20 protein-coding genes are annotated in these 21,472 nt (G+C 69.9%); 11 read left to right on the forward strand and 9 right to left on the reverse strand.

Annotation, left to right across the window (positions count from 1 at the left end; translation table 11 throughout):
• Position 1 precedes the first annotated feature (1 nt).
• Together ON29_RS05060 and ON29_RS05065 are read right to left on the reverse strand one after the other, a co-directional pair.
• Complete coding sequence (locus tag ON29_RS05060; RefSeq protein WP_040864969.1) at positions 2 to 577, reverse strand: sigma-70 family RNA polymerase sigma factor; 576 nt, start codon at positions 575 to 577, stop codon at positions 2 to 4.
• Positions 578 to 1,011: 434 nt separating this feature from the next.
• On the reverse strand, positions 1,012 to 1,305 hold the full coding sequence (locus tag ON29_RS05065; protein ID WP_040865039.1) for a WhiB family transcriptional regulator: 294 nt from the start codon (positions 1,303 to 1,305) through the stop codon (positions 1,012 to 1,014).
• A 625-nt stretch (positions 1,306 to 1,930) separates the two neighbouring features.
• Between ON29_RS05065 and ON29_RS05070 the strand changes: the two genes are divergently transcribed.
• From ON29_RS05070 to ON29_RS05080, 3 genes are all read left to right on the forward strand, one after another.
• Positions 1,931 to 2,812 (forward strand): hypothetical protein, encoded by an 882-nt coding sequence (locus ON29_RS05070; protein WP_040864970.1) that lies wholly within the window; start codon positions 1,931 to 1,933, stop codon positions 2,810 to 2,812.
• A 133-nt stretch (positions 2,813 to 2,945) separates the two neighbouring features.
• Complete coding sequence (locus ON29_RS05075; RefSeq protein ID WP_040864971.1) at positions 2,946 to 3,524, forward strand: sigma-70 family RNA polymerase sigma factor; 579 nt, start codon at positions 2,946 to 2,948, stop codon at positions 3,522 to 3,524.
• Positions 3,517 to 4,695: an anti-sigma-D factor RsdA gene (locus ON29_RS05080; protein ID WP_063825241.1), complete on the forward strand. Its 1,179-nt coding sequence runs from the start codon at positions 3,517 to 3,519 to the stop codon at positions 4,693 to 4,695. Before ON29_RS05075 ends, ON29_RS05080 begins: the two co-directional genes overlap by 8 nt.
• Before the next feature lie 232 nt (positions 4,696 to 4,927).
• On the opposite strand, the gene ON29_RS05085 is transcribed toward ON29_RS05080, so the two are convergent.
• On the reverse strand, positions 4,928 to 5,341 hold the full coding sequence (locus ON29_RS05085; protein ID WP_039795739.1) for a DUF5319 domain-containing protein: 414 nt from the start codon (positions 5,339 to 5,341) through the stop codon (positions 4,928 to 4,930).
• Between the two features lie 224 nt (positions 5,342 to 5,565).
• On the opposite strand from ON29_RS05085, the gene guaB reads away from it, so the two are divergent.
• Positions 5,566 to 7,110: an IMP dehydrogenase gene (gene guaB / locus ON29_RS05090; RefSeq protein ID WP_281032502.1), complete on the forward strand. Its 1,545-nt coding sequence runs from the start codon at positions 5,566 to 5,568 to the stop codon at positions 7,108 to 7,110.
• A 296-nt stretch (positions 7,111 to 7,406) separates the two neighbouring features.
• Positions 7,407 to 8,570, forward strand: coding sequence for a GuaB3 family IMP dehydrogenase-related protein (locus tag ON29_RS05095; protein ID WP_040864972.1), 1,164 nt, complete (start codon positions 7,407 to 7,409; stop codon positions 8,568 to 8,570).
• 245 nt (positions 8,571 to 8,815) lie between these two features.
• On the opposite strand, the gene ON29_RS05100 is transcribed toward ON29_RS05095, so the two are convergent.
• Positions 8,816 to 9,616, reverse strand: a complete 801-nt coding sequence (locus tag ON29_RS05100) for an alpha/beta fold hydrolase (RefSeq protein ID WP_040864973.1) — start codon at positions 9,614 to 9,616, stop codon at positions 8,816 to 8,818.
• Positions 9,617 to 9,735: 119 nt separating this feature from the next.
• Between ON29_RS05100 and guaA the strand changes: the two genes are divergently transcribed.
• Positions 9,736 to 11,310, forward strand: a complete 1,575-nt coding sequence (gene guaA / locus ON29_RS05105; protein WP_040864974.1) for a glutamine-hydrolyzing GMP synthase — start codon at positions 9,736 to 9,738, stop codon at positions 11,308 to 11,310.
• A 48-nt stretch (positions 11,311 to 11,358) separates the two neighbouring features.
• On the opposite strand, the gene ON29_RS37440 is transcribed toward guaA, so the two are convergent.
• The 3 genes from ON29_RS37440 to ON29_RS05115 form a co-directional block, all read right to left on the reverse strand.
• A complete protein-coding gene (locus tag ON29_RS37440) occupies positions 11,359 to 11,493 on the reverse strand; it encodes a hypothetical protein (RefSeq protein WP_281032503.1) in 135 nt (44 codons plus the stop codon).
• Between the two features lie 95 nt (positions 11,494 to 11,588).
• A complete protein-coding gene (locus ON29_RS05110) occupies positions 11,589 to 11,801 on the reverse strand; it encodes a hypothetical protein (protein ID WP_040864975.1) in 213 nt (70 codons plus the stop codon).
• Entirely contained in the window at positions 11,794 to 13,386 is a 1,593-nt protein-coding gene (locus ON29_RS05115) for a PspC domain-containing protein (RefSeq protein WP_040864976.1), read from the reverse strand. The genes ON29_RS05110 and ON29_RS05115 overlap by 8 nt, the downstream gene beginning before the upstream one ends.
• 209 nt (positions 13,387 to 13,595) lie before the next feature.
• On the opposite strand from ON29_RS05115, the gene ON29_RS05120 reads away from it, so the two are divergent.
• Both ON29_RS05120 and ON29_RS05125 read left to right on the forward strand, forming a co-directional pair.
• Complete coding sequence (locus ON29_RS05120) at positions 13,596 to 14,924, forward strand: PspC domain-containing protein (protein ID WP_083863254.1); 1,329 nt, start codon at positions 13,596 to 13,598, stop codon at positions 14,922 to 14,924.
• 121 nt (positions 14,925 to 15,045) lie between these two features.
• Entirely contained in the window at positions 15,046 to 15,681 is a 636-nt protein-coding gene (locus ON29_RS05125; protein WP_040865043.1) for a response regulator, read from the forward strand.
• A gap of 33 nt (positions 15,682 to 15,714) precedes the next feature.
• Here ON29_RS05125 and ON29_RS05130 read toward each other — a convergent pair whose 3' ends face one another.
• Positions 15,715 to 16,836 carry a serine/threonine-protein kinase gene (locus ON29_RS05130; protein WP_040864977.1) on the reverse strand — a complete coding sequence of 374 codons (1,122 nt, stop codon included), beginning with the start codon at positions 16,834 to 16,836 and terminating at the stop codon, positions 15,715 to 15,717.
• Positions 16,837 to 17,397: 561 nt separating this feature from the next.
• Between ON29_RS05130 and imuA' the strand changes: the two genes are divergently transcribed.
• A complete protein-coding gene (gene imuA' / locus ON29_RS05135; protein WP_245548830.1) occupies positions 17,398 to 18,084 on the forward strand; it encodes a DnaE2-dependent mutagenesis accessory factor ImuA' in 687 nt (228 codons plus the stop codon).
• A gap of 34 nt (positions 18,085 to 18,118) precedes the next feature.
• A complete protein-coding gene (locus tag ON29_RS05140) occupies positions 18,119 to 19,705 on the forward strand; it encodes a DNA polymerase Y family protein (RefSeq protein WP_245548827.1) in 1,587 nt (528 codons plus the stop codon).
• A gap of 127 nt (positions 19,706 to 19,832) precedes the next feature.
• On the opposite strand, the gene ON29_RS05145 is transcribed toward ON29_RS05140, so the two are convergent.
• Positions 19,833 to 20,531 carry a class I SAM-dependent DNA methyltransferase gene (locus ON29_RS05145; RefSeq protein ID WP_040864979.1) on the reverse strand — a complete coding sequence of 233 codons (699 nt, stop codon included), beginning with the start codon at positions 20,529 to 20,531 and terminating at the stop codon, positions 19,833 to 19,835.
• A gap of 183 nt (positions 20,532 to 20,714) precedes the next feature.
• Here ON29_RS05145 and ON29_RS05150 point away from each other — a divergent pair, with 183 nt between their 5' ends.
• On the forward strand, positions 20,715 to 21,470 hold the full coding sequence (locus ON29_RS05150) for an alpha/beta fold hydrolase (RefSeq protein WP_051174883.1): 756 nt from the start codon (positions 20,715 to 20,717) through the stop codon (positions 21,468 to 21,470).
• Positions 21,471 to 21,472: the final 2 nt, after the last annotated feature.

Raw genomic sequence — 21,472 nt, forward strand, 5'->3', positions numbered from 1 at the left:
CTCACGTCACCCCCAAACTTTTCTTCAGTCGTGTCAATCCGTCCCGAATCCGGGACTTAACCGTAGGTAACCCTACGTCGAGGTAGGTGGCTACCTCCGCATAGGTGCGCCCACCGTAGTAGGCGAGCGAGATGGCTTCCCGCTGGGTTTCGGTGAGTGTGGCGAGACCGGCCAGGACGGCCTGTTGGTCGAGCCTGCGCTCGACCTCTTCGGTGACCTCGTCGAATTCGTTGCCGAGCACCCGTATCCCGTAGGCGACCTCGCGCTGGGTGTGGGCCTGTTCGGCGCGGACCCGGTCGACGGCGCGCCGGTGGGCGAGCGTCATCAACCACGTCACCGCGGAACCCTTCGCCGGGTCGAAGCTCGATGCCATCCGCCAGATCTGCAGATAGACCTCCTGTGTGGTCTCCTCCGCGTATCCAGGATCGTGCAGAACGCGCAACACCAGACCGAAGACGCGCGCGCACGTCCGGTCGTACAGTTCGGCGAATGCTTCCTGGTCGGCTCGGCCGCATCGATGCAGAAGCGCGGCGAGCTCGATACTTTCGGCTGCGCGTGCCGTAACCGCAGAATCCACCGTGGGTGGGAAGGCTTCTCTTCGGAACGAGTCGCCCTCTGCGGCTGGCGGCCGCGTTGTCACAACGCTCCATTCTGTGTCATCGGTCACTACCGTAGCGTGCCGCTATGACCTCCCTTCCGGTGGGGTGCCCACAAGCCCGGCGCGGAACGGGCGCCGCGTTGCGAAAAGCGCCGACACGCCGGATATCTCGGAAGGAGACACGCCGTGACACGCCGAGCACTGTCGCACCGTGCCGGAACCGGCGGAGGCACGGTTCCCGGCCTTCGCTCGGCGGCCGGCCGATCGATGGTGACGATCGGAACCCACGCGCCGGCCTCCGGCGCTGAACCGATCACCGTGTCGCGTGAGCGGCTCGACCGGAGCATGTTGCAGTGGCCCGTTATTTGCTAGGAATTCGACGCCCGGTGGCGCGTGGATGGGAGAGGATTGATTCAGACGGCCATGCGGCGGCGGTTGCGCCGCGCGTGCATCTCGCGCTCGGTTTCCGACATGCCGCCCCAGATGCCATAGGGCTCGCTGACTTTCAGCGCGTGGGTGCGGCATTGCATGAGCACCGGGCAGGTGCGGCAGATCTCCTTGGCACGCATCTCGCGCGCGGTGCGGGCTCGGCCACGCTCGCCATCGGGATGGAAGAACACCGCGGAATCCTGCCCGCGGCACGATCCTCGCATCTGCCAATCCCAGACATCGGCGTTGGGTCCCGGGAGGTGGGTCGGCATGGGCATGGTGAACTCCTCGTGGTGCGAGCTCGTCAGCATTGTCGAGCAGTTGTCCTGCAACAGTTGTGGGCCACGACGCCGTGTCGGCGAAGGTGCCCGGGCTCGCCCCTCGCGGTCGCTGCAATTTCGCGCGGCGCCGTCTGTGGCGATGAGCTACGTTAGGTCCAGCCGCGAAATTCCGTCAATAGTTCGGCGCAGCACTTTTCCAAATCTCGCGCTGTGAAATTTAACCTCCGAACTGTTTACTTTTCGCGTTGGTTCCGGCGATACTGTTCGGTTGGCCGGAGGCCCGTTGTGCCTGCATGTGTCGTGTACGATCAGATTTGCGCAGGTAGAGCCGCTTTTTGCGGTGTGGGGCCACTTCGGAGCGGATGGTGCGCGCATGACGGCCGCCGCTCCCGCGGCCGAGGGGGTTCGGGACCCGCGGATCCGAAGATGGCGGAAACGGGGCGGACAGGTTAATTACGCGAAACGCGCATGAATTCCCGGCGCGGCCGCTCGGCGATTGCCGGGGCTAGATTTACCTAATGGAAACATCGGCTCGGCGGCGGAAATGCCGGGTGCCGGCCTGTCCGTGGTCGCTCACCTTTCGTCGTCCCGGCCCGCGTGCCGCACAGGATAGAGTGCGCCCGTGTTCGCGCCCGCTCCGCTCGGAGATCCTCACGTCGCGGTCCTCGCCGAGGCCGCCTTCGGCGCCGATCCGGGGCGCGCTGCCGCCGAGTTGCCGCCCGCCTCGGACGCACTCGGCGGGTGGTATCGCGCCGTGGTCCTCGGCGGCCAGGGGCGCTATGCCGCGGCGCGTGCCGAATTGCGAAGGGTATGCAACCACAGCACCGACCCCGTCCTCCTCTCACTGGCGGGAAGTACCGAGGGCTCTTTTCTGCGCCAACTCGGCAGGCACGAGCGTGCGGCGGCGTTCGACGGGCGGGCCGCCGCGCTGATCCTCACCACCGGCGCGCGGGCGGAAGCCGGCTCCGGGGGTTCTTCGGAGGAGACGGGCGGTTACCGTCCCAGCCGCGCCGACGCGATCTGTGACGCGCTCACCGGACTCGCCGCCGACGCGCTCGGGACCGGGCGGCTCGCGCTGGCCGATCGGCTGCTGCGGCGCAGCGCGTCGGCGGCACGGCAGTACGGTGCCGGTTGGCGTCCGGCGATCCGCCTGGGCTGGGTGTCCGCCGAAACCGCCCTGGCAGCAGGTGATTTCGAGACGGCGGCGGCGCACGCGGCGACCGCGCTCGAGCTGGCCGACCGATCCCCGTCGGTGCGGCACCGGGTCAAGTCGCGCCTGCTGGTCGCCGCGGCCGACGTGGCCCGCGACGCGCGCGGACGATCCGGTTTTTCCGCCGAGGACGTCGCCGAGCAGTGCCGCGAACACGGACTGCTGCCGTTGCGCTGGGCGTGTGCCATGCTCCGCGCCGGTTCCGGCGCACCGGATGCGGCGGCCGAGGCGGCCGAGTGCGCCGCGGTCATCGCCCGTGCCGGCGGAGCGTTGCGCCCGCTGGGTGGCCGCTAGGTGATCACGGAGTCCACCGTGTTGCCAAGTTCCGGCCATCGGGTCGCTATTGTTAGATCCGTTCCGCCCCTTCGGTGGAAGCACTGGTCGTCACCGGACCGTGCCACTTGTAACGCCAGGAATATCTCTGACGATGACGCACACGGGCGAAGAGTTGGACCTCGCCGTCGCTGCCGCTGCGCAGGGCGACAGATCCGCTTTAGCTCAGGTACTGGAGATGATCCGCCCGCTGGTGGTGCGCTACTGCCGCGCGCGGATCGGAGCCGCGGAGCGTGGGCAGCTCTCCGCGGACGACGTTGCGCAGGAGGTTTGCCTGGCTGTGATGACAGCCTTGCCCAGGTATCAAGACCAGGGCAGGCCCTTCATGGCCTTTGTTTACGGGATCGCTTCGCACAAGGTCGCCGACGCTCATCGCAATGCCGCCCGTAACAAGGCGGAGGCGATGGCCGAAGTACCAGATGTCATATCCACCGACCAGGGACCGGAACAACGAGCTCTCGAATCAGAGACGAGCAGACAGATGAACCGTTTGCTCGCGACGCTTCCCGAGAAGCACCGAGAGATCTTGATCCTGCGCTTGGTCATGGGTTTGTCAGCGGAAGAAACCGCAGTCGCCGTGGGCAGTACGGCGGGTGCGATCCGGGTGGCCCAACACAGGGCACTCGCGAAACTCAAGTCACAAGTGGCGAGGGCAGGTGAAATGTATGGCTAGGGATGGCGAGCGCGGTCGGGGTGACTGGAAGGCGCGGCTTGGATCGCGAAACAGCGGTCCCTACGCCGAGGCGTCCGGGGACACCGGCCCGGTCGACATCGCCGCGGTACGCCGCGACGATGCTCTGATCGACGCCATCGCCAGCGATGGTCCGGTGCACACCGACAGCGCCGAGGAGTATCAGCTCGCGACGTTGCTCGCGGATTGGCGAGCGGAACTGATCGCACCCGCGATGCCGGCCGAACCGGACCTGGATGCGATCGTGGCCGCGGTGAACCAGGAGATCGGCGCGCGGCAGGTTCGCATCGGGGCGCCCACCGGCGGGCGACTGAGGCTTCTGCGCCCGATCATGGGTGCCGCGGCCGCGCTGGCCTTGGTCTTCGGCGGCATGACGGCGTTCTCGTACAACGCGGAGCCGGGTGATCCGCTGTGGCGGGTCAAGGAGGTCGTGTTCAGCGAACAGGCCCAGACCACCGTGGTGCAGCGTGCGGGCAACGATCTGAACGAGGCGTCGACGCTGGTCACGCAGAATCCCTCCGAGGCGAAGGTGCGCTTGGAGCGGGCCAAGGAGAACGCCGCGCAGGTCAGCGATCCGGATAAGCGCGCCGACCTGATGGCGCAGTGGGAGCGGTTGCTCGCGGAACTGCGCAAGGTGGAACCGGAACTGGCCGACCAGCTCGAGTCGACGGTGCCCAAGACCACCGATCCGCGCGCTACCCCCGGCACCAGCGCGACCACGAAGCCCAACCAGTCGACCGGCGGGACGTCCACGATCGTGCAGCAGCAGCCGGGCGATTCGACGAAGCCTTCGACCACGGTCGATGCCACCGCTCCGAACGGGGGCGGGACATCGAACGGCGGCGGAACTTCGAATGGCGGCGGCGCGCCGACCACGGTGCCGCCGGTGACCACGGTGCCGCCGGTGACCACCCAGCCGCCGGCGACCGTGGAACCGACGGTTCCGCAGGAGCCGCCGGTCACGGAGGTCAAGCCGCCGCCTACGGGTGGGCCCACGGCGGACACCGGTAACCCGTCGGCGCCGCAGCCGCAGCAGCCGCCCACCGCTCCCACACAGGGCAACACCGGTACGAACGGCAACAACAATCAGCCGCCGACCTTCAGCGTGCCCGTCATCCCCAACCCGGGGTCGTTCGTGCCGCCCGGTCGCTGATAGACGAAGTAACCGCAAGGCAAGAACCGATCGCCGGGCAGGCGGTCGGTTTTTTGTCTTTGCGGCGCCGGTCTGTAGGGCGGCCCATCGGGCCATGAGTCATCGGCGTGTCGGCCCGCGACGGGGCCTCGATGTCCGCTGGCCGAAGTGAGTGTGTGCGTCGAGAATCACATCGGCAAGGGCGAGGTACGCGAGCCTCGAGAGGCCCGCGCGCGTATCGGTGGGGGCGGTCTCAGCCGTCGAATCCGTCGAACCCGTCGCCGTGAAAAGCCTCGTTCATCGAGGCGTCCGCGTAGCCCCGGCAGTAGTCCCAGGTGACGTACGCTTCCGGCGTCGGGTCGTAGGCGGGCTCGTGCGGGCGGACCGTGCCGTCGACCAGCAACTGAAGCAAGTTGGCGCGCAACATGTCCCAGTCGTGGTAATGGTCCTGCCTGCAGTCTTCGCAGCTGACCACGAGACCGCGGATGCCGCGGTGGGCCAGCAGCGCCTCGTACACCGCGAGGTCGGCGAGATCCTCCTCGACCGCAAGGCGCTCGTGGGGATCCAGCGGTTCGCCGGGCTCGATGGCGTCGAGCGCGGCGGACGGGTCGGAGGGGTCTCCGGCGAACGGATCCGGCGGCAAGCCAGGTGGTAGATGGTCACGCACATCCCCACGGTACGCAGAACAGGGTGGTCTGCGCCAGCGATGCGGCCCGCCAGTTTCGGTGGTGGGCTCACTTCGTCGGCGAGTTCACCGGACAGATACCATGGAGCACAGGCTACGGCGGGTCCCGACCGCACCGCCGCCGAACCACGTCCATCCCATCAGCCGTCACGGCGCAGGTTGTGCCTGCGCCGGTCGCTATCGACGTCCAGGAGGGGTCGATCCGAATGAGTAATCCCGTACCGGGCGAACGACTCGCAGTCCGCCCTCCTACGGGTGGCGACGATCCGAACAAGATCGCCATGCTCGGCCTCACATTCGATGATGTGCTGTTGCTGCCTGCCGCCTCGGATCTCATCCCCAGTTCAGTGGAGACCTCCAGCAGGCTCACCAGGGAGATCCGCTTGCGGACCCCGCTGGTCAGTTCGGCCATGGACACGGTGACCGAGGCGCGGATGGCGATCGCCATGGCCCGCGCGGGCGGCATGGGCGTGTTGCACCGCAACCTCTCGGCAGCCGACCAGGCCGCCCAGGTGGAGACGGTCAAGAGGTCGGAGGCGGGCATGGTCACCGACCCGGTGACCTGCCGCCCGAACGACACCCTCGCCGAGGTCGACGCCATGTGCGCGAGGTTCCGCATCTCCGGCCTTCCGGTGGTGGACGAGACCGGTGCGCTTGTGGGCATCATCACCAACCGCGACATGCGGTTCGAGGTGGACCAGAACCGCCGCGTCGCCGACGTGATGACGAAGGCTCCGCTGATCACCGCGCAGGAGGGCGTGACCGCCGAGGCCGCGCTGGGGCTGCTGCGCAGGCACAAGGTGGAGAAGCTGCCGATCGTCGACGGCAACGGACGCCTGCGCGGCCTGATCACCGTCAAGGACTTCGTCAAGACCGATCAGTACCCCGACGCCACCAAGGACCGTGACGGCCGCCTGTTGGTCGGCGCCGCGGTCGGTGTCGGTGAGGACGCGTGGTCGCGTGCCATGACGCTGGCCGACGCGGGCGTCGACGTGCTGGTGGTGGACACCGCGCACGGTCACCAGGCGCAGGTGCTGCAGATGGTGACCAAGGTCAAGACCGAGGTCGGCGATCGCATTCAGGTGGTCGGCGGCAACGTGGCCACCCGTGCGGGCGCGGCGGCCCTGGTCGAAGCGGGTGCGGACGCGGTCAAGGTGGGCGTCGGCCCCGGCTCCATCTGCACCACCCGCGTCGTCGCGGGCGTCGGCGCGCCGCAGATCACCGCGATCCTGGAGGCGGTCGCCGCGTGCAAGCCCGCGGGCGTCCCGGTGATCGCAGACGGCGGCATCCAGTTCTCCGGCGACATCGCCAAGGCCATCGCCGCCGGCGCGTCCACCGTGATGCTCGGCTCGCTGCTCGCGGGAACCGCCGAGTCGCCGGGCGAGTTGATCCTGGTCGGTGGCAAGCAGTTCAAGAGCTACCGCGGCATGGGCTCGCTGGGCGCCATGCAGGGTCGCGGCCAGGCCAAGTCGTTCTCCAAGGACCGCTACTTCCAGGACGACGTACTGGCCGAGGACAAGCTGGTCCCCGAGGGCATCGAGGGCAGGGTGCCGTTCCGCGGCCCGGTCAACCAGGTGATCCATCAGCTGGTCGGCGGCTTGCGCGCTGCCATGGGCTACACCGGCTCCCAGTCGATCGCGCATCTGCAGGAGGCCCAGTTCGTGCAGATCACCGCGGCGGGCCTCAAGGAGAGCCATCCGCACGACATCACCATGACCGTCGAGGCCCCTAACTACACGGGACGCGGTTAGCCCACTAGGTTCATGTACAGGACCAACCGGTCCGTGCATGATAAGAGCCGGCTGACCGGCTGTGGCGGTGAGCAGGCTGGGCGGTGGCCGGCGGTGCGTTTCATGCTGCCCGCCTGCCCCCGCAAATGACCACTGGAGGCGCGAGTCTTACGAGCGCCGTTCGCGGGCCGGCTCGTGCCCGAGTGGGCGAAGCGCATGCGACGAAGTCGCGAGTCTCGCCCGCTCGGACGCGAGCCATGAGGGGTCCGCGAACACGCAGCGCCGCAGGCGCTGCAAATTAGACAAGGAGATTTCGCGTGCGCGACATGGTGGAGATCGGCATGGGCCGGACCGCCCGGCGTACCTATGAGCTGGACGACGTCGACATCGTCCCCTCGCGCCGGACCCGCTCGTCGAAGCAGGTGTCGCTGTCCTGGCAGCTGGACGCCTACCGTTTCGAGATCCCGTTTCTCGCGCATCCCACCGACGCGCTGGTATCGCCGGAGTTCGCCATCGAGCTCGGCCGCCTCGGCGGGCTCGGCGTGATCAACGGCGAGGGTCTGTGGGCGCGGCACGCCGATGTCGGTGCGAAGGTCGACCAGCTGCTCGAGCTGGTCGGCAAGGGCGGCTACGAGCGCGCCGTGGCGTTGCTGCAGGAACTGCACGCCGCGCCGATGCAGCCGGACCTGCTCGCCGCCGCGGTCGCGCAGGTCCGCGCCGCCGGTGTCACCGTGGCGGTGCGGGTGAGCCCGCAGAACGCGCGCACGCTCACCCCGGCGCTGCTGCAGGCGGGCATCGACCTGCTCGTGGTGCACGGCACGATCATCTCCGCCGAGCATGTCGGCGACGGTGAGCCGTTGAATCTGAAGACCTTCATCGCCGAGTTGGACGTGCCCGTGGTCGCGGGCGGCGTGAGCGATCACCGCACCGCGCTGCACCTGATGCGCACCGGGGCGGCGGGTGTCATCGTCGGCTACGGCTCCTACCCCGGGGCGACGACCACCGGCGAGGTGCTGGGCATCGGCGTGCCGATGGCCACCGCGATCGCGGATGCCGCCGCCGCGCGCCGCGACTACCTGGACGAGACCGGCGGCCGCTACGTGCACGTCATCGCGGACGGCGACGTCGCCACCTCGGGGCAGCTGGCCAAGGCGATCGCGTGCGGCGCGGACGCCGCCATGCTCGGAGTTCCGCTCGCCGTGGCGGCGGAGGCGCCGGGCCGCGGCTGGTACTGGCCGTCGGCGGCCGCGCACCCTTCGGTTCCGCGCGGGTCGCTGCTGCACGTCGACGATCCGTGGGATCTCGGTGGCGAGCCGGTCGGTGACACGGTGCGCCCGAGCCTGGAGCGGGTGCTGTTCGGGCCGTCCGACGATCCGTTCGGATCGCTGAACCTCGTTGGCGGACTGCGTCGTTCGATGGCCAAGGCCGGTTACTCGGATCTGAAGGAATTCCAGCGGGTCGGCCTCAGCGTGCGCGCCTGAGCTCTGTTCGATGTGCAGCGCCTGCGGCGCTGCGTGTTCGCGGCCCCTCGATGGCTCGCGTTCCAGCGATCGAGACTCGCGCCTTCGGCGCATGCGCTTCGACCGCTGGAACACGAACCGGGCCGCGAACGGCGCTCGTAAGACTCGCTTCTCCGGTGATCACGGAGGGGCCGGGAAGTCGGCCAGGGTTGGTCGCCGTGCCGTTTGCGCACTGCTCTCGTGAGATGCTCCTGTGTGGGCGGGGTTCACCGCACTCGCGTGGGTTTCGTTCGTGCGCGCAGGAATTGCTGGATCGCGTGGTTCACCGGCTCGGGGTGGGTCATCGTCACCGCCAGCCGGGCGTCCGCGATCTCGATGAACGTGGCGCCGGACAGACCGTGGGCCAGTTCCTGGGCGCGTTCGCGGTCCATACCGCTGTGGGTGGGGTGGATCACCAGAGCGGGACAAGCGATTTCGCGCAGGCGATCCAGCACCGAATCCCGGCTGAGCAGGCAGCCGGCCGCGACCTCGATGCCGCGACGGTCGCGCACCAGCCAGCGCTGGGTCCAGATCTGGCGGTACCACTCGTCGTCGCCGATCAGCCAGGAAGCCAGCTGGTGCACGGCCCGTTCGCGGGAGCCGTCGTCGTACCACTCTTCGAGGAATTTCTGGGTGGCGGTGGACTGCTGCGGGGTGGGGCCGTGCGCTTCGGTGCTGATCAGGATCAGCGCGGAGACGCGTTCCGGCGCGATCAAGGCGGTGCGCAGCGCGGTGAAGCCGCCCTGGGCGGTGCCGCCGATGACGGCCTGTTCGGCGCCGAGATGATCGAGGATGGTCAGCGCGTCGCGGGCCGCGGTCCAGTAGGTGAAGGGTAGGCCCTCGTCCCTGGTGCGGCCGTGGCCGCGGGCATCCCAGGAGACGATCCGGAACTCCGGTGCGAGCGCGGCCATTTGGGCGGCGAACATGGTGCGGTCCATGAAGAACTCGTGCGCCAGCAGTACCACCGGGCCGTCCCCGCCGCTGTCCTCGTAATGGATGTCGGCATCGATCGCGCGGGCGAAGGGCACGAGCAGAAGGATAACCAGCCGGCCCGGCCACGGGTGACGATTCGGGCGGTCGGCTCGCCTCCCGCGCGAGGGCACTGTGCCGATGATTCGCTCGTTTCGCCGCTCACTAAACTGGGTGGGTGGCACAAACCCAGAGACCGGTCCTCGTCGTCGACTTCGGAGCACAGTACGCCCAGCTGATCGCGCGGCGGGTTCGCGAGTCGAGCGTGTTCTCGGAGGTGGTTCCGCATACCGCGACGGTGGAGGAGATCGCCGACAAGCAGCCGCTCGCGGTGATCCTCTCCGGCGGCCCGGCCAGCGTGTACGCCGAGGGCGCGCCGCAGCTGGACCCGCGGTTGTTCGAGCTGGGGCTGCCGGTCTTCGGCATCTGCTACGGCTTCCAGGCGATGGCCCAGGCACTCGGTGGCACGGTCGCGCACACCGGCACTCGCGAATACGGACGCACCGAACTCAACATCGATGGCGGTTTGCTGCACGGCGGCCTGCCCACCATTCAGCCGGTGTGGATGAGCCACGGCGACGCGGTCACCGATGCGCCGGAGGGCTTCGAGGTCACCGGCACCACCGCGGGCGCTCCGGTCGCCGCGTTCGAGGACCGCGCGCGCCGCCTGGCCGGTGTGCAGTACCACCCGGAGGTGCTGCATTCGCCGCACGGCCAGCAGGTACTGAGCCGGTTCCTGCACGAGCTCGCCGGCATCCCCTCCACCTGGACTCCGGCGAACATCGCCGACTCGCTGGTCGCCTCGGTGCGCGAGCAGATCGGTGACCGGCACGCGATCTGCGGGTTGTCCGGCGGGGTGGACAGCGCCGTCGCCGCCGCCCTGGTGCAGCGCGCCATCGGCGACCGGCTGACCTGCGTGTTCGTCGACCACGGTCTGTTGCGCGCGGGGGAGCGCGAGCAGGTGCAGCAGGATTTCGTCGCCGCGACCGGCGCCAAGCTGGTGACCGTCGACGCGGTCGACAAATTCCTCGGCGAGTTGAAGGGCGTGACCGATCCCGAGGAGAAGCGCAAGACCATCGGCCGGGAGTTCATCCGGTCCTTCGAGGACGCGGTGGGCGAGGCGGTGCTCGAGCAGGGCGAGGCCGACGGCGCGACGCCGAAGGTCGAGTTCCTGGTGCAGGGCACGCTCTACCCGGACGTCGTGGAGTCCGGCGGCGGCACCGGCACCGCGAACATCAAAAGCCATCACAATGTCGGCGGCCTGCCCGACGACCTGGAGTTCGAACTCGTCGAACCGCTGCGGTTGCTGTTCAAGGACGAGGTGCGCGCGGTCGGCCGCGAACTCGGGCTGCCGGAGGAAATCGTGGCCCGTCAACCCTTCCCCGGGCCCGGTCTCGCCATCCGGATCGTCGGTGAGGTCACCGCGGATCGGCTGGAGACGCTGCGCCAGGCCGATGCCATCGCCCGCGAGGAATTGACCGCGGCCGGTCTGGACGGACAGATCTGGCAGTGCCCGGTCGTGCTGCTCGCGGATGTCCGCAGCGTCGGCGTCCAGGGTGACGGCCGCACCTACGGTCACCCGATCGTGCTGCGCCCCGTCTCCAGCGAGGACGCCATGACCGCCGACTGGACCCGGCTGCCCTACGAGGTGCTCGAACGCATCTCCACCCGGATCACCAACGAGGTGCCGGAGGTCAACCGCGTGGTCCTGGACGTGACCAGCAAGCCGCCGGGCACCATCGAGTGGGAGTGATCTCCGGGCTGTCCACCCGGCGGTAGCCGCTCGCCGGCACCGAGGAGGTCAGCGGGGGCGGTGGAAGGCGCTGTGCAGAATCAGGTGCCCCAGCAGCGCACCGTTGGCGCTGCCTGGGCGGGGATCCGGCGGTGTGGTCCGCGCGGTGGGACGCGCCGGATCGGTGGGTTCGTCGGGGTTCATTCGATTCTCCTGTCGTGCGACAACGAGGGGGTCCGGCCCGGATGATCGCTGGGGATGAACGGGGCACGGCCCGTCCGGTTGGACGGGCCGCGCGGTCATTTGCGGGGAGAGATCACCAGCAGGATGCCGATGACGATCGCGGCGATCACGACGATCCAGCCGATCGGGATCATGCTGGCCGCGGGCCAGGACGCCGGGCCGACGAATGCCCACACGCTGATCGCGATGGACAGCAAACCCGCGATGAGCAGCGAGGCGGCGGGGCCGCGGCGGGAATCGGTCGTCTTTTCGCGCTCGGTCTCAGCCACGTCGCACCTCCACGTTTCCGGCGCGGACGTCGACGTTCAGTTCGAGCACCGGCGCGCCGAGAGTATTCGGACCGCTGATGCCGTCGGTGCAGAGGGCCTCGGCCATGGTCGCTGCGCAGTGGGTGCGGACGGTCATGTCCGCCGGAAGCAGGACGCGGGCTTCGCCCATCCGCACGTCGACGTCCACGGTGCGGTTCTCGGTCAGTTTCACCGACCGCAGATCAAGCGTGCCCGAGCCCATGGTCACCTGGTAGTTCGAGGCCAGTTCCGCGACGGATGCGGGCGCCCAGGTGTGGTTGCCCATCGCGGCCTGATCGAACTCGACCGGACCGACGGCGGAGGCGAGCAGCACGAATCCCGCGAGCGGCGCGGTGAGCACGAGCAACCCGTAACCGCGTCGTAGGAACGCGCCGAGCACCAGGCCCAGACCGATCACGGCCAGCGCCGCGGCGGCGATCCGGCCGGGCGTCATCCATTCCACGCCCGAGGCGGCCGCCGCACCCGCGCCCGCCGCCGCCAGGATGGCCAGGCCGAGCACCACCGGCGTCAGGCGCGAGCGCGGACGCTTCTGCGGCGGAGCGACGACCGTGCGGCCCGGGGCGGGGTCGGGGAGGTCCCAGGCGAGTGGGGCGACGCCGAGCGGGTCCCAGGAGGGTGGGGTCGGGCCGCCGATGATCGCGGGGTGAGCGGCGGCGGGGCGGGGCGTCGGAAGCTCGGTCTTGTCGCCGACCGAGGGCATAGGACCGACATGGCCGATGGCAGCCGGATCCGATTCGGCTCGGTCGCCGACGGCCGCGTCCGATTCGGTTCGCTCGCCCGTGGACGACCCCGGTCCGGCATCGGTGGCCCCTCCGGTGGGCGGCGCCGCCGGCTTGTCCAGCACCACGGTCGCGGGGTCGGCGGCTTGCTCCTCGGTGGCGGGCTTGTGCAGCGGGACCGTTGCCGCATCGCCATTCGCGGCGGGCACGGGCGTCTCGGGGACGTATGTCTCCGGCAGCTTGGTGTACGGCGTGTACACCGAGGTCGGCGGCACGTACAGGTCACCGACGGTCCGGGTCGCCCCCTGCGGGAAGACCGCGCCAGGGTAGCCGGTGGCGGTGATCCCGCCGTCCGGGGCGAATCCGCCGAACGCCTCGGTGGTTCCCGGTGGCGGGTTGGGTGTGCGCAGATGCAGCATCCACCACCCGGCCAGCATCAGCGCGAGGCTGATCAGGCCGGATCCGCCGAGACCGACACCGACCGGGCCCATCGTGCTGACCGCGATGGCCAGCGCCACGATCAGCACGATGGTCTTGGTCTGCGACTGCGAGCTGTGGCCCTTGCCGACCAGCGATTCGGCCGCGGACGCCGGGTCGCCCGCCGCGCTCAGCAGCAGCCAGGCCAGCAGGTAGAGCACCAGGCCCGCGCCGCCGAAGATCGTCGAGACGACGAACGCGACGCGAACCAGCACCGGATCGATCTCGTAGCGCCGCGCGAACCCCGCCGCGACGCCCGCGATAGGCCCCTGTCGCGGCAATCGGACCGGCCGGGTCTGCCATATCTGCTGGACCTGGTCGCCGAAGCTCGTTTTCGTCATGTCTCCCATGGTGTGCCGACCCGCGGAATCGGCGCATCGGGGGGAACCCTGAAAAACGGCCTGAACACTTTGGACCGATCCACTGATGGAGCAATTGTTCAGCTATGCCGAGTTTCGCTGATCCGGCCGCTTCTGCGCTGGTCGGCGCGGGTGTCGCCGCTCGAGATCAGGGTGAATCCGGATGGCTGGCAGCTGCGTTGTCGGGCAGTATCGAAGACATGTACCCGTCTGTTCCCGCGTTCGACACTCGGGGGTTCGACGCTGCGCGCGGACTGGGCTCCGCGCCCGCGCCGGTCCCCGGGCCGCCGCAGGCGCGGATGTTCCGCCGCTCGGGTGGCCGGGTCGTCGGCGGCGTGGCGGGCGGTCTGGCCGACCATCTGGGCGTCGACGTGTTCAAGGTGCGGATGGCGTTCGTGCTGCTGTGCGCGCTGGCCGGGGCGGGCATCGCCGCATACGGGCTGCTGTGGATCTTCACGCCCGGTGGGTCGGACCAGGCGAAACCTTCCGGTGCCGAGCGGCGGCAGGCGATCGGGCTGGCCATGCTCGGGCTCGGGCTCGCGGTCGCGGTGTCATGGGTGTTCAGCGGGACGGCGGCGAAGGTGATCGCGCCGATCATCGTGGTGGCGGTCGGCGCGGCGCTGGTGTGGCGGGAGTACGACGTGGACGGGCCGCGTTCGCTGCTCGGGCTGCCCGCACGGCCCTCGGTCATCACCTGGTCCCGGATCGTCGCCGGTGCGACGCTGATCGTGGCGGGCCTCGGGGTGGTGGTGCTTGCGCGGATCGATCTCAGTTCGCTCGGCTCGGCGCTGCTCGCGGTGGCGGTCACGCTGGTCGGCGCCGGACTGCTGACGGTTCCGCTGTGGCTGCGCATGATGCGCGCGCTGAACGCCGAGCGCGCCGCCCGCATCCGCAACGAGGAACGCGAGGAGATCGCCTCGCATCTGCACGATTCCGTCCTCCAGACGCTCGCGCTCATCCAGCGCCAGGCCGACGACCCGCAGGAGGTGCTGCGGCTGGCCCGCAGCCAGGAGCGGGAACTGCGGAAATGGTTGTTCGAGGATTCCGGTCCCGCGCAGTCGAGCTTGGCCGCGGCCCTGCGGACCATCGCGGGCGAGGTGGAGGACCAGCACGGCGTGAAGGTGGCGCCGGTGACCGTCGGCGATGTGTCGATGGACATCGACGGTTCCGGATCCGGTCTGCCGAAGGAGCACTTCACCGCGCTGCTCGGCGCGAGCAGGGAAGCGCTGGTCAATGCCGCGAAGCACGCGGGCGTCCCGGAGATCGATCTGTTCGCCGAGGTCGAGCCGCATCAGGTGAGCGTCTTCGTGCGTGACCGCGGCTCCGGCTTCGACCTCGCGTCCGTGCCGGAGGATCGCCGGGGCCTGGCCAAATCAATTCGCGGCCGGATCGAGCGTCGCGGCGGTCAGGTGGACATCCTGTCGAGGCCGGGCCGTGGCACCGAGGTACGGATCATCATGCCGCGCACCGATTCCGGCTGCCCCGCCCACGATGAAGAGCCCACCCCCGCCGCGGGGGTCGTCCGCTAGTCGGCCATTTCCCGCGGACCCGCGGGGTCCGCACAGCTGCCGTGGAGTGCGCGAGGAGCGCGCGGGGGAGGAGTGTGGTACCGGTTGGGGGTCAAGGGTCGGTTAGGAGAAGTAGGTGGCCGTGCGGGTCTTTCTCGTCGATGATCACGCCGTTTTCCGGTCGGGTGTGCGTGCGGAGTTGAGCCGGGAGGCGGACATGGAGGTGGTCGGGGAGGCCGGTGGGGTGGCGGAGGCGGTGGCCGGGATCAACGCCGAGCGCCCGGACGTCGTCCTGCTCGACGTGCACATGCCCGACGGCGGCGGGGTGGCGGTGCTGGCCGGCATCGAGCCGGGGCCGGTGTGCCTGGCGCTGAGCGTGTCCGATGCGGCGGAGGACGTGATCGCGGTGATCCGGGCGGGGGCCAGAGGGTATGTGACGAAGACGATTTCGGGATCCGAGCTGGCCGACGGCATCCGCCGGGTGGCGGGCGGCGATGCGGTCTTCAGCCCGCGCCTGGCAGGCTTCGTGCTGGACTCGTTCACCGGAAGGTCCCCGGTACCCGAACCACCCCTGGATCCCGAACTCGACTCGCTGACCCCGCGCGAGTTGGAGGTGTTGCGCCTGCTCGCGCGCGGCTACACCTACCGTGAGATCGCCGAATCCCTGTTCATCTCCGTCAAAACCGTGGAGACGCACGCCTCCAACGTGCTGCGCAAGACCCAGCAGTCCAACCGCAACGCCCTGACCCGCTGGGCCCACCGCCGCCGCATCGACTGACGGCCGCGCGCCTGCCGGTGCGGTGCGGCGACGTCAAAGGACCGCGACGATGATCCCGATGATGATGATCAGGCCGATCAGCAGTCCCACGGCGATGGCCAGAGGGGCATTGTTCGGCTGGGGATTCCTGGCGCGCTGCGGGGTAGCGGCCGCGGTCGCGCCCACGTGGTTGCGGTGCGGGCGGGGCAGCGGGGTGGAGTGCGGGCTGCGGATCCCGGACGCCGAATTGCGCGCGGCCCAGGAGGGGATGGTTCCGTCCTCGGTACGGACGGGCGCGCCGAGAATGTGCGGCCCGGTGCCGGGACCGAAAGCGGCGGTGAGTATCTCGTCCCGCGCCTCGGCCATGGTCGGGCGGCGCTGCGGCGCGGGCTCCATCATGTGCAGCAGGGCCTGGGTGAGCACACCGCTGCGGGTCGGCGGGATGATCTGCGCCATGGCGGCGCGATGCACGATGACATCGCTGTCCTCGTCGAAGCCGAACGGCGGCTGCCCTTCGATCGCGGTGTAGAGCGTGGCGCCCAGGGAGAACACGTCGCTGGCCTTGGTCGGCTGGGCTCCGCGCGCCACCTCGGGGGGCAGATAGGAGGGGGTGCCGGTGATCACGCCGTCCGGTTCGTCGGACAGATCGCCCGCGCCACGGGAGATACCGAAGTCGCTGAGTTTCGCCATACCCACGCCGGGGCCGCGGTCGGCGACGAGGATGTTGCCCGGCTTGATATCCCGGTGCACGATGCCGACCGCGTGCGCGGCGGCGAGCGCGTCGGCGACCTGGGCGCCGATCTGCGCGACCTCGATCGGCGGCAGCGTGTCGACCAGCGCGAGCGCCTTCGCGACGCTGCGGGAGGGTAGGTGTTCCATCACCAACCAGGGCTCACCGGCCTCGAGCACCACGTCGTACACGGCGATCGCGTGGTCGTGCGAGAGTTTCGCGGCGACCCGGCCCTCGTGCAGGATCTGGTTGCGGACCGCCTCCGCTTCTGCCTCACCGAGCCCGGCCGTGGTGAGCACCTGCTTGATCGCGACGTCCCGGTCGAGCAGGCGATCGTGCGCCAGCCAGACCGCGCCCATGCCGCCGCCGCCCAGCTTCGACTGGAGGCGATAGCGGCCTGCGACGAGATATTGGGGGCCGACAGTGGGACGAGCGCGTTCGGTCACGGGTGCAGGGTAGCGGAAAATGAGGCTAGCTGGCCTGATTCGTGTTCGCGCATAGGGCGAGACACGGGGCACGGCCATGTGCCGCGCCCGCTCGCTGACGCTCGGTCGGGATGCGTGCCACACACCATACCGATGAATGGGTGCCGTCGCGTCGTAGCCGGGCGGGCGCCGGGTTCGCTCCTCGCATCGAGAATCACGTCGCTCGGAAGGGATCGCGGATTTCCGGCCCATGGCGGTGGTTGCGGGGGCCGGTTTGCCGAGCCGGGCACTTTCACCTCGGCGGGGACGGCGCGACACGAAGGCCTCCGCTCTTGACGAAACCCAGGGGTCGGTTTCTACTGTGTCGGTATCGAACGTATATTCGATATCAATCGATAGCTGAATCGGTGCTGCGCTCGAAAGCGAGGGCGGTTCCGCCATGCTTCGCCTCGGGTCCATCGTGGGAAGTGGGTGGTTGAGATGGGTTCGGATGCGATATCGCAGGGAGGGGTGAATCGGGGAGCGCTGCGGCGCGATGGTGGGCGGGAAGATGCTCCCTCCCTGGCTGAACTGCGCAGACGCATGGCCGCGGTGCCGGGGCGTGGTGAATCCACGGCGCAGCGGGTCCCGCTCGGCGCCGAATCGCGCCGCGCGGCATTGCCGGTGCCTGCGGCGCTCGCGCCCCTGTTGCCCGATGGTGGCCTGCCCAAGGGTTCCGTGGTGGCGTACACGGGGGCGAGTTCGCTGCTGGCCGGTCTGCTCGCCGCGGTGACCGAGGGCGGTGGGCATGCCGCGGTGGTGGGCATGCCCCGGCTCGGTCTGCTCGCCGCGGTGGAGATGGGGGCGCAGCTGCGGCGGCTGGCCGTGATCGCCGACCCCGGTCCCGATCCGGTGGAGGTGGCCGCGGTGCTGCTCGACGGGCTCGATCTGGTCGTGCTCGGACTCGGCGGCGGCGCCGTCGCGCCCGCTCGCAGCCGGGTGATCGCGGCCCGCGCCCGCAACAAGGGCGCCACCCTCGTGGTCGCCGACGGTCGCTGGCCCGGCGCGTCCCTCCAGCTCGACGCCCGCATCGCGGGTTATGCCGGACTCGGCCGCGGGCGCGGGCGCTTGCGTTCGCTCGGCTTGACGGTCGAGGTGCGTGGCAAGGCGGGACCGCCGCGGCGCGGACGGCTGGATCTGTGCCCGAATGCGGGGCGCGTGGAATGGGTGCTGCGCGAGAAATCCGCCCGGACAGCCGAAGTCGCCGACACGCAGGAGGCGGTCTCGTGAGTGCACCCGTGGGGGACGAAAGTCGTTCGTCGCCGTGATCCGGCCCGGGTCGAAGCGGGTGCTCGCCCTGTGGTGCCCGGACTGGCCCGCGGTCGCCGCGGCGGCGTCGGCGGGACTGCCCGCGACGCGGCCGGTGGCGGTGCTGTTCGCCAACCGGGTGGTGGCCTGTTCGGCGATCGCCCGAGCCGAAGGGGTGCGCCGCGGCCTGAAGCGCCGAGAGGCGCAGGCGCGGTGCCCCGAGCTGTTCCTCGCGCAGCAGGATCAGGACCGGGACGCGCGGCTGTTCGAACCGCTGGTCGCGGCGGTGGCCGCGACGGTGCCCGGTGTGGAGGTACTGCGCCCCGGACTGCTCGTGCTCGCCGCGCGCGGTGCGGCGCGATTCTTCGGGTCCGAGGAGGCGGCGGCCGAGCGCCTGGTCGACGCGGTGGCCGCGGCCGGGGCGGAAGCGCAGATCGGGATCGCCGACGAGTTGTCCACGGCGGTGATCGCCGCCCGGCGGGCCGCGATCGTGCCGGTGGGGGCGGGTGCGCGGTTTCTCGCGCCGCTGCCGATCGGGGAACTCGCGGTGGAGCCCAGCCTGGCCGCCCCGGAACGCGCCGATCTGGTCGATCTGCTGCACCGCTTGGGTCTGCGCCGGATCGGTGATTTCGCCGCGCTCTCCGCGGCGGAGGTCGCCTCCCGGTTCGGGACCGACGCCGTGCTCGCGCACCGATGCGCCAGGGCCCAGCCGGAGCGTCCGCCGTCCGCCCGGCAGCCGCCGCCGGATCTGGTGGTGGAGTATCGCTGTGATCCGCCGATCGAGCGGGTCGACGCGGCCGCCTTCGCCGGTCGCCTGCTCGCCACCCGGCTGCACAGCGCGCTCGCGGAGGCCGGACTGGCCTGCACCAGGCTCTCGGTACACGCGGAAACCGCGGCGGGGGAGGATCTCGCGCGGATCTGGCGCTGCGCCGAGCCGCTCACCCCGGAGGACACGGCGGACCGGGTGCGCTGGCAGCTGGACGGCTGGCTCACCCGGCGCGACGGCGCGCGGCCCACCGCGCCCATCACCGTGCTGCGGCTGGAACCTGTCGAGGTGGTCACGGCGGGCGCGCTGCAACTCGGGCTGTGGGGCGGGGCCGGGGAAGAGGACGAGCGAGCCCGGCGCGCGCTCATCCGGGTGCAAGGGTTGCTGGGCGGGGAAGCGGTGCGGGTCGGCGTGCTGAGCGGCGGACGCGGGCCCGCGGAACGAATCACCATGGTCACGCTGGGTGACGAACTCGTCCCCGCGGCCGACCCCGCGCAACCATGGCCGGGCCGGCTGCCCGAGCCCGCCCCCGCCGTACTTCTGCTGAACCGTCCGCTGGTGCGACTCGAAACCGCCGACGGCGCGCCCGTCAAGGTCACCGACCGCGCCATGTTCGACGCCGAGCCGGCACTGCTGCGCTGGGGGAGCAAACAGTGGCGGCTGACCGGCTGGGCGGGCCCGTGGCCGGTGGACGAACGCTGGTGGGCGCCCGATGCGGACGACGCGGAACTCACCGCCCGCGCCCAGGTCCAACTCGACGACGCTCCCGCCCCCAGCCGAGTGCTGCTGCTGGTCTACCGCGCCGAAACCTGGCGCGCCGAGGGACTTTACGACTGAGGGCCACAACAGTTACCCGCCCGCCGACCTCGGGTTGCTCTCGGCCGGTACCGGCTTGGCCCGGAACGGAATCGGCGTCGGAGACCAGGCGCTGCCGCCGTCACCGCACCCGGGTCCGGCGGCTGGTTCACTCCGGCCGCGACCACACCGTCGCCAACGTGAACGGATGTCCGCGCAGGGCAGCCCATTTCGGCTTGCGGGCCAGGAACGCGTCGTCCACCAGTGCCTCGGCCACCTCGGTGAGGACCCATCCGGCGGCCAGGCCGGCCGACAGGTGCTCGCTGATCAAGTGCAGATGGGTGCTGATCGCCACCGGTTCGCCGGAAGGGTCGGTGTAGTGCGTCGGCATTCCCGACACCATGATGAACTGCGGGTGGTAGCTGACCAATACGCACCGGGCGCCCGGTGCGGCCAGGCGCCACGCCTCCGCGTAGAACGGCGCGAGTTCGGGTAGGTGCTCGTCGATCAGCGACGCGATCACCAGGTCGTAGGCGCCGCCCGGCAGACCCGTGTCCCGCACATCCGCGCGGGTCAGCGTGGTGTGGGCGCCGCGTTCGGCGGCCAGCGCCAGCATTCCCTCGCTCACGTCGACCCCGTCGATGTGCGTCGACCCGTTGTCCCGCAGCCACGTTCCGGTGCGCCCGGTGCCGCAGCCCAGATCCGCCGCGCGCCGCACCCGGCCGAGGTCCAACCGCAATCGCCCGAGCAGAACGAGATCCATTTCGTCCAGGACCGTCTGCTCGTAGGTGGGCGCCCATCCGTCGTATCCCGTGGCGACATCGACGGTGCGGTAGTCGCGGCGGTCGAAGTCGGCGAAGGAGGGCATGCGGTGAGTATTGTTCCGGGCTCGCTCTCGCACCAGCCATTTATCGAGCGAGTCGAAACACCTTGATTCGCATGAGTCTTCGCGAGCTTCAGGAAGCCCAGGTCCCGTACTACACCTCTTCCGGCGGTGATCCGCGCTACATGACGCAGGGGGAGTGCATGACTGCCGGTATCCTCGTTGGTCGTGGATCTGACGCTGGACCAGGTGACATTCGGAAACGTGCGGATCGCCTATCGCGATTCGGGGGTGGGCGCCGTCAGCGACATCCCTGTACTGCTGGTGCACGGCATGGGCGGCGACGGGCACACGTGGGACCGATTCGCGCGTGTGCTGGTGCAATCCGGGCGCCGAGTGATCATTCCCGATCTGCGCGGACACGGTCGTAGCTCACATACCGATTCCTACCTCTTCGACGAGTTCGGCGATGATCTGCTGCGCCTCTGCGAACATCTGGAGCTGCCCGCGGTGGATCTGGTCGGGCATTCGCTCGGCGGTTACGCGGTGTCGCGCGTCGCGCAGGAACGACCGGAGCTGGCGCGGCGGCTGGTCATGGAGGAGTGCCCGCTTCCGCTGCGATCCGGCGTCGAGGAAATGCGCCTGACCCGCCGGTTTCCCACCGTGCCCGAGTTGTGGCACGCCACATCCAGCCTGGTGCGCCACCCGCGCGCGGTGGTCGCGTTCGACCGTGCCATGACGAAGACGGCGCTGGAGCAGTTCCGCAAGCCGAACCCGGAATGGTGGGACCGGCTCTCCGACATCATCGCACCCACCCTGGTGTTGTGCGGCGGACCGGGCGGCATGGTGGATCCGGACAAACTCGCCGACCTGCGAGCCGGCCTCGCCGACTGCACCGTGACCACCTTCACCTGCGGCCACAGCATCCATCGCGACCGCTACCAGGAGTTCGCCGCGACCGTCCGGCCGTTCCTGGCCGGCTGAGG

This window comes from Nocardia exalbida NBRC 100660 (assembly GCF_000308575.1).
GTDB lineage: Bacteria > Actinomycetota > Actinomycetes > Mycobacteriales > Mycobacteriaceae > Nocardia > Nocardia exalbida.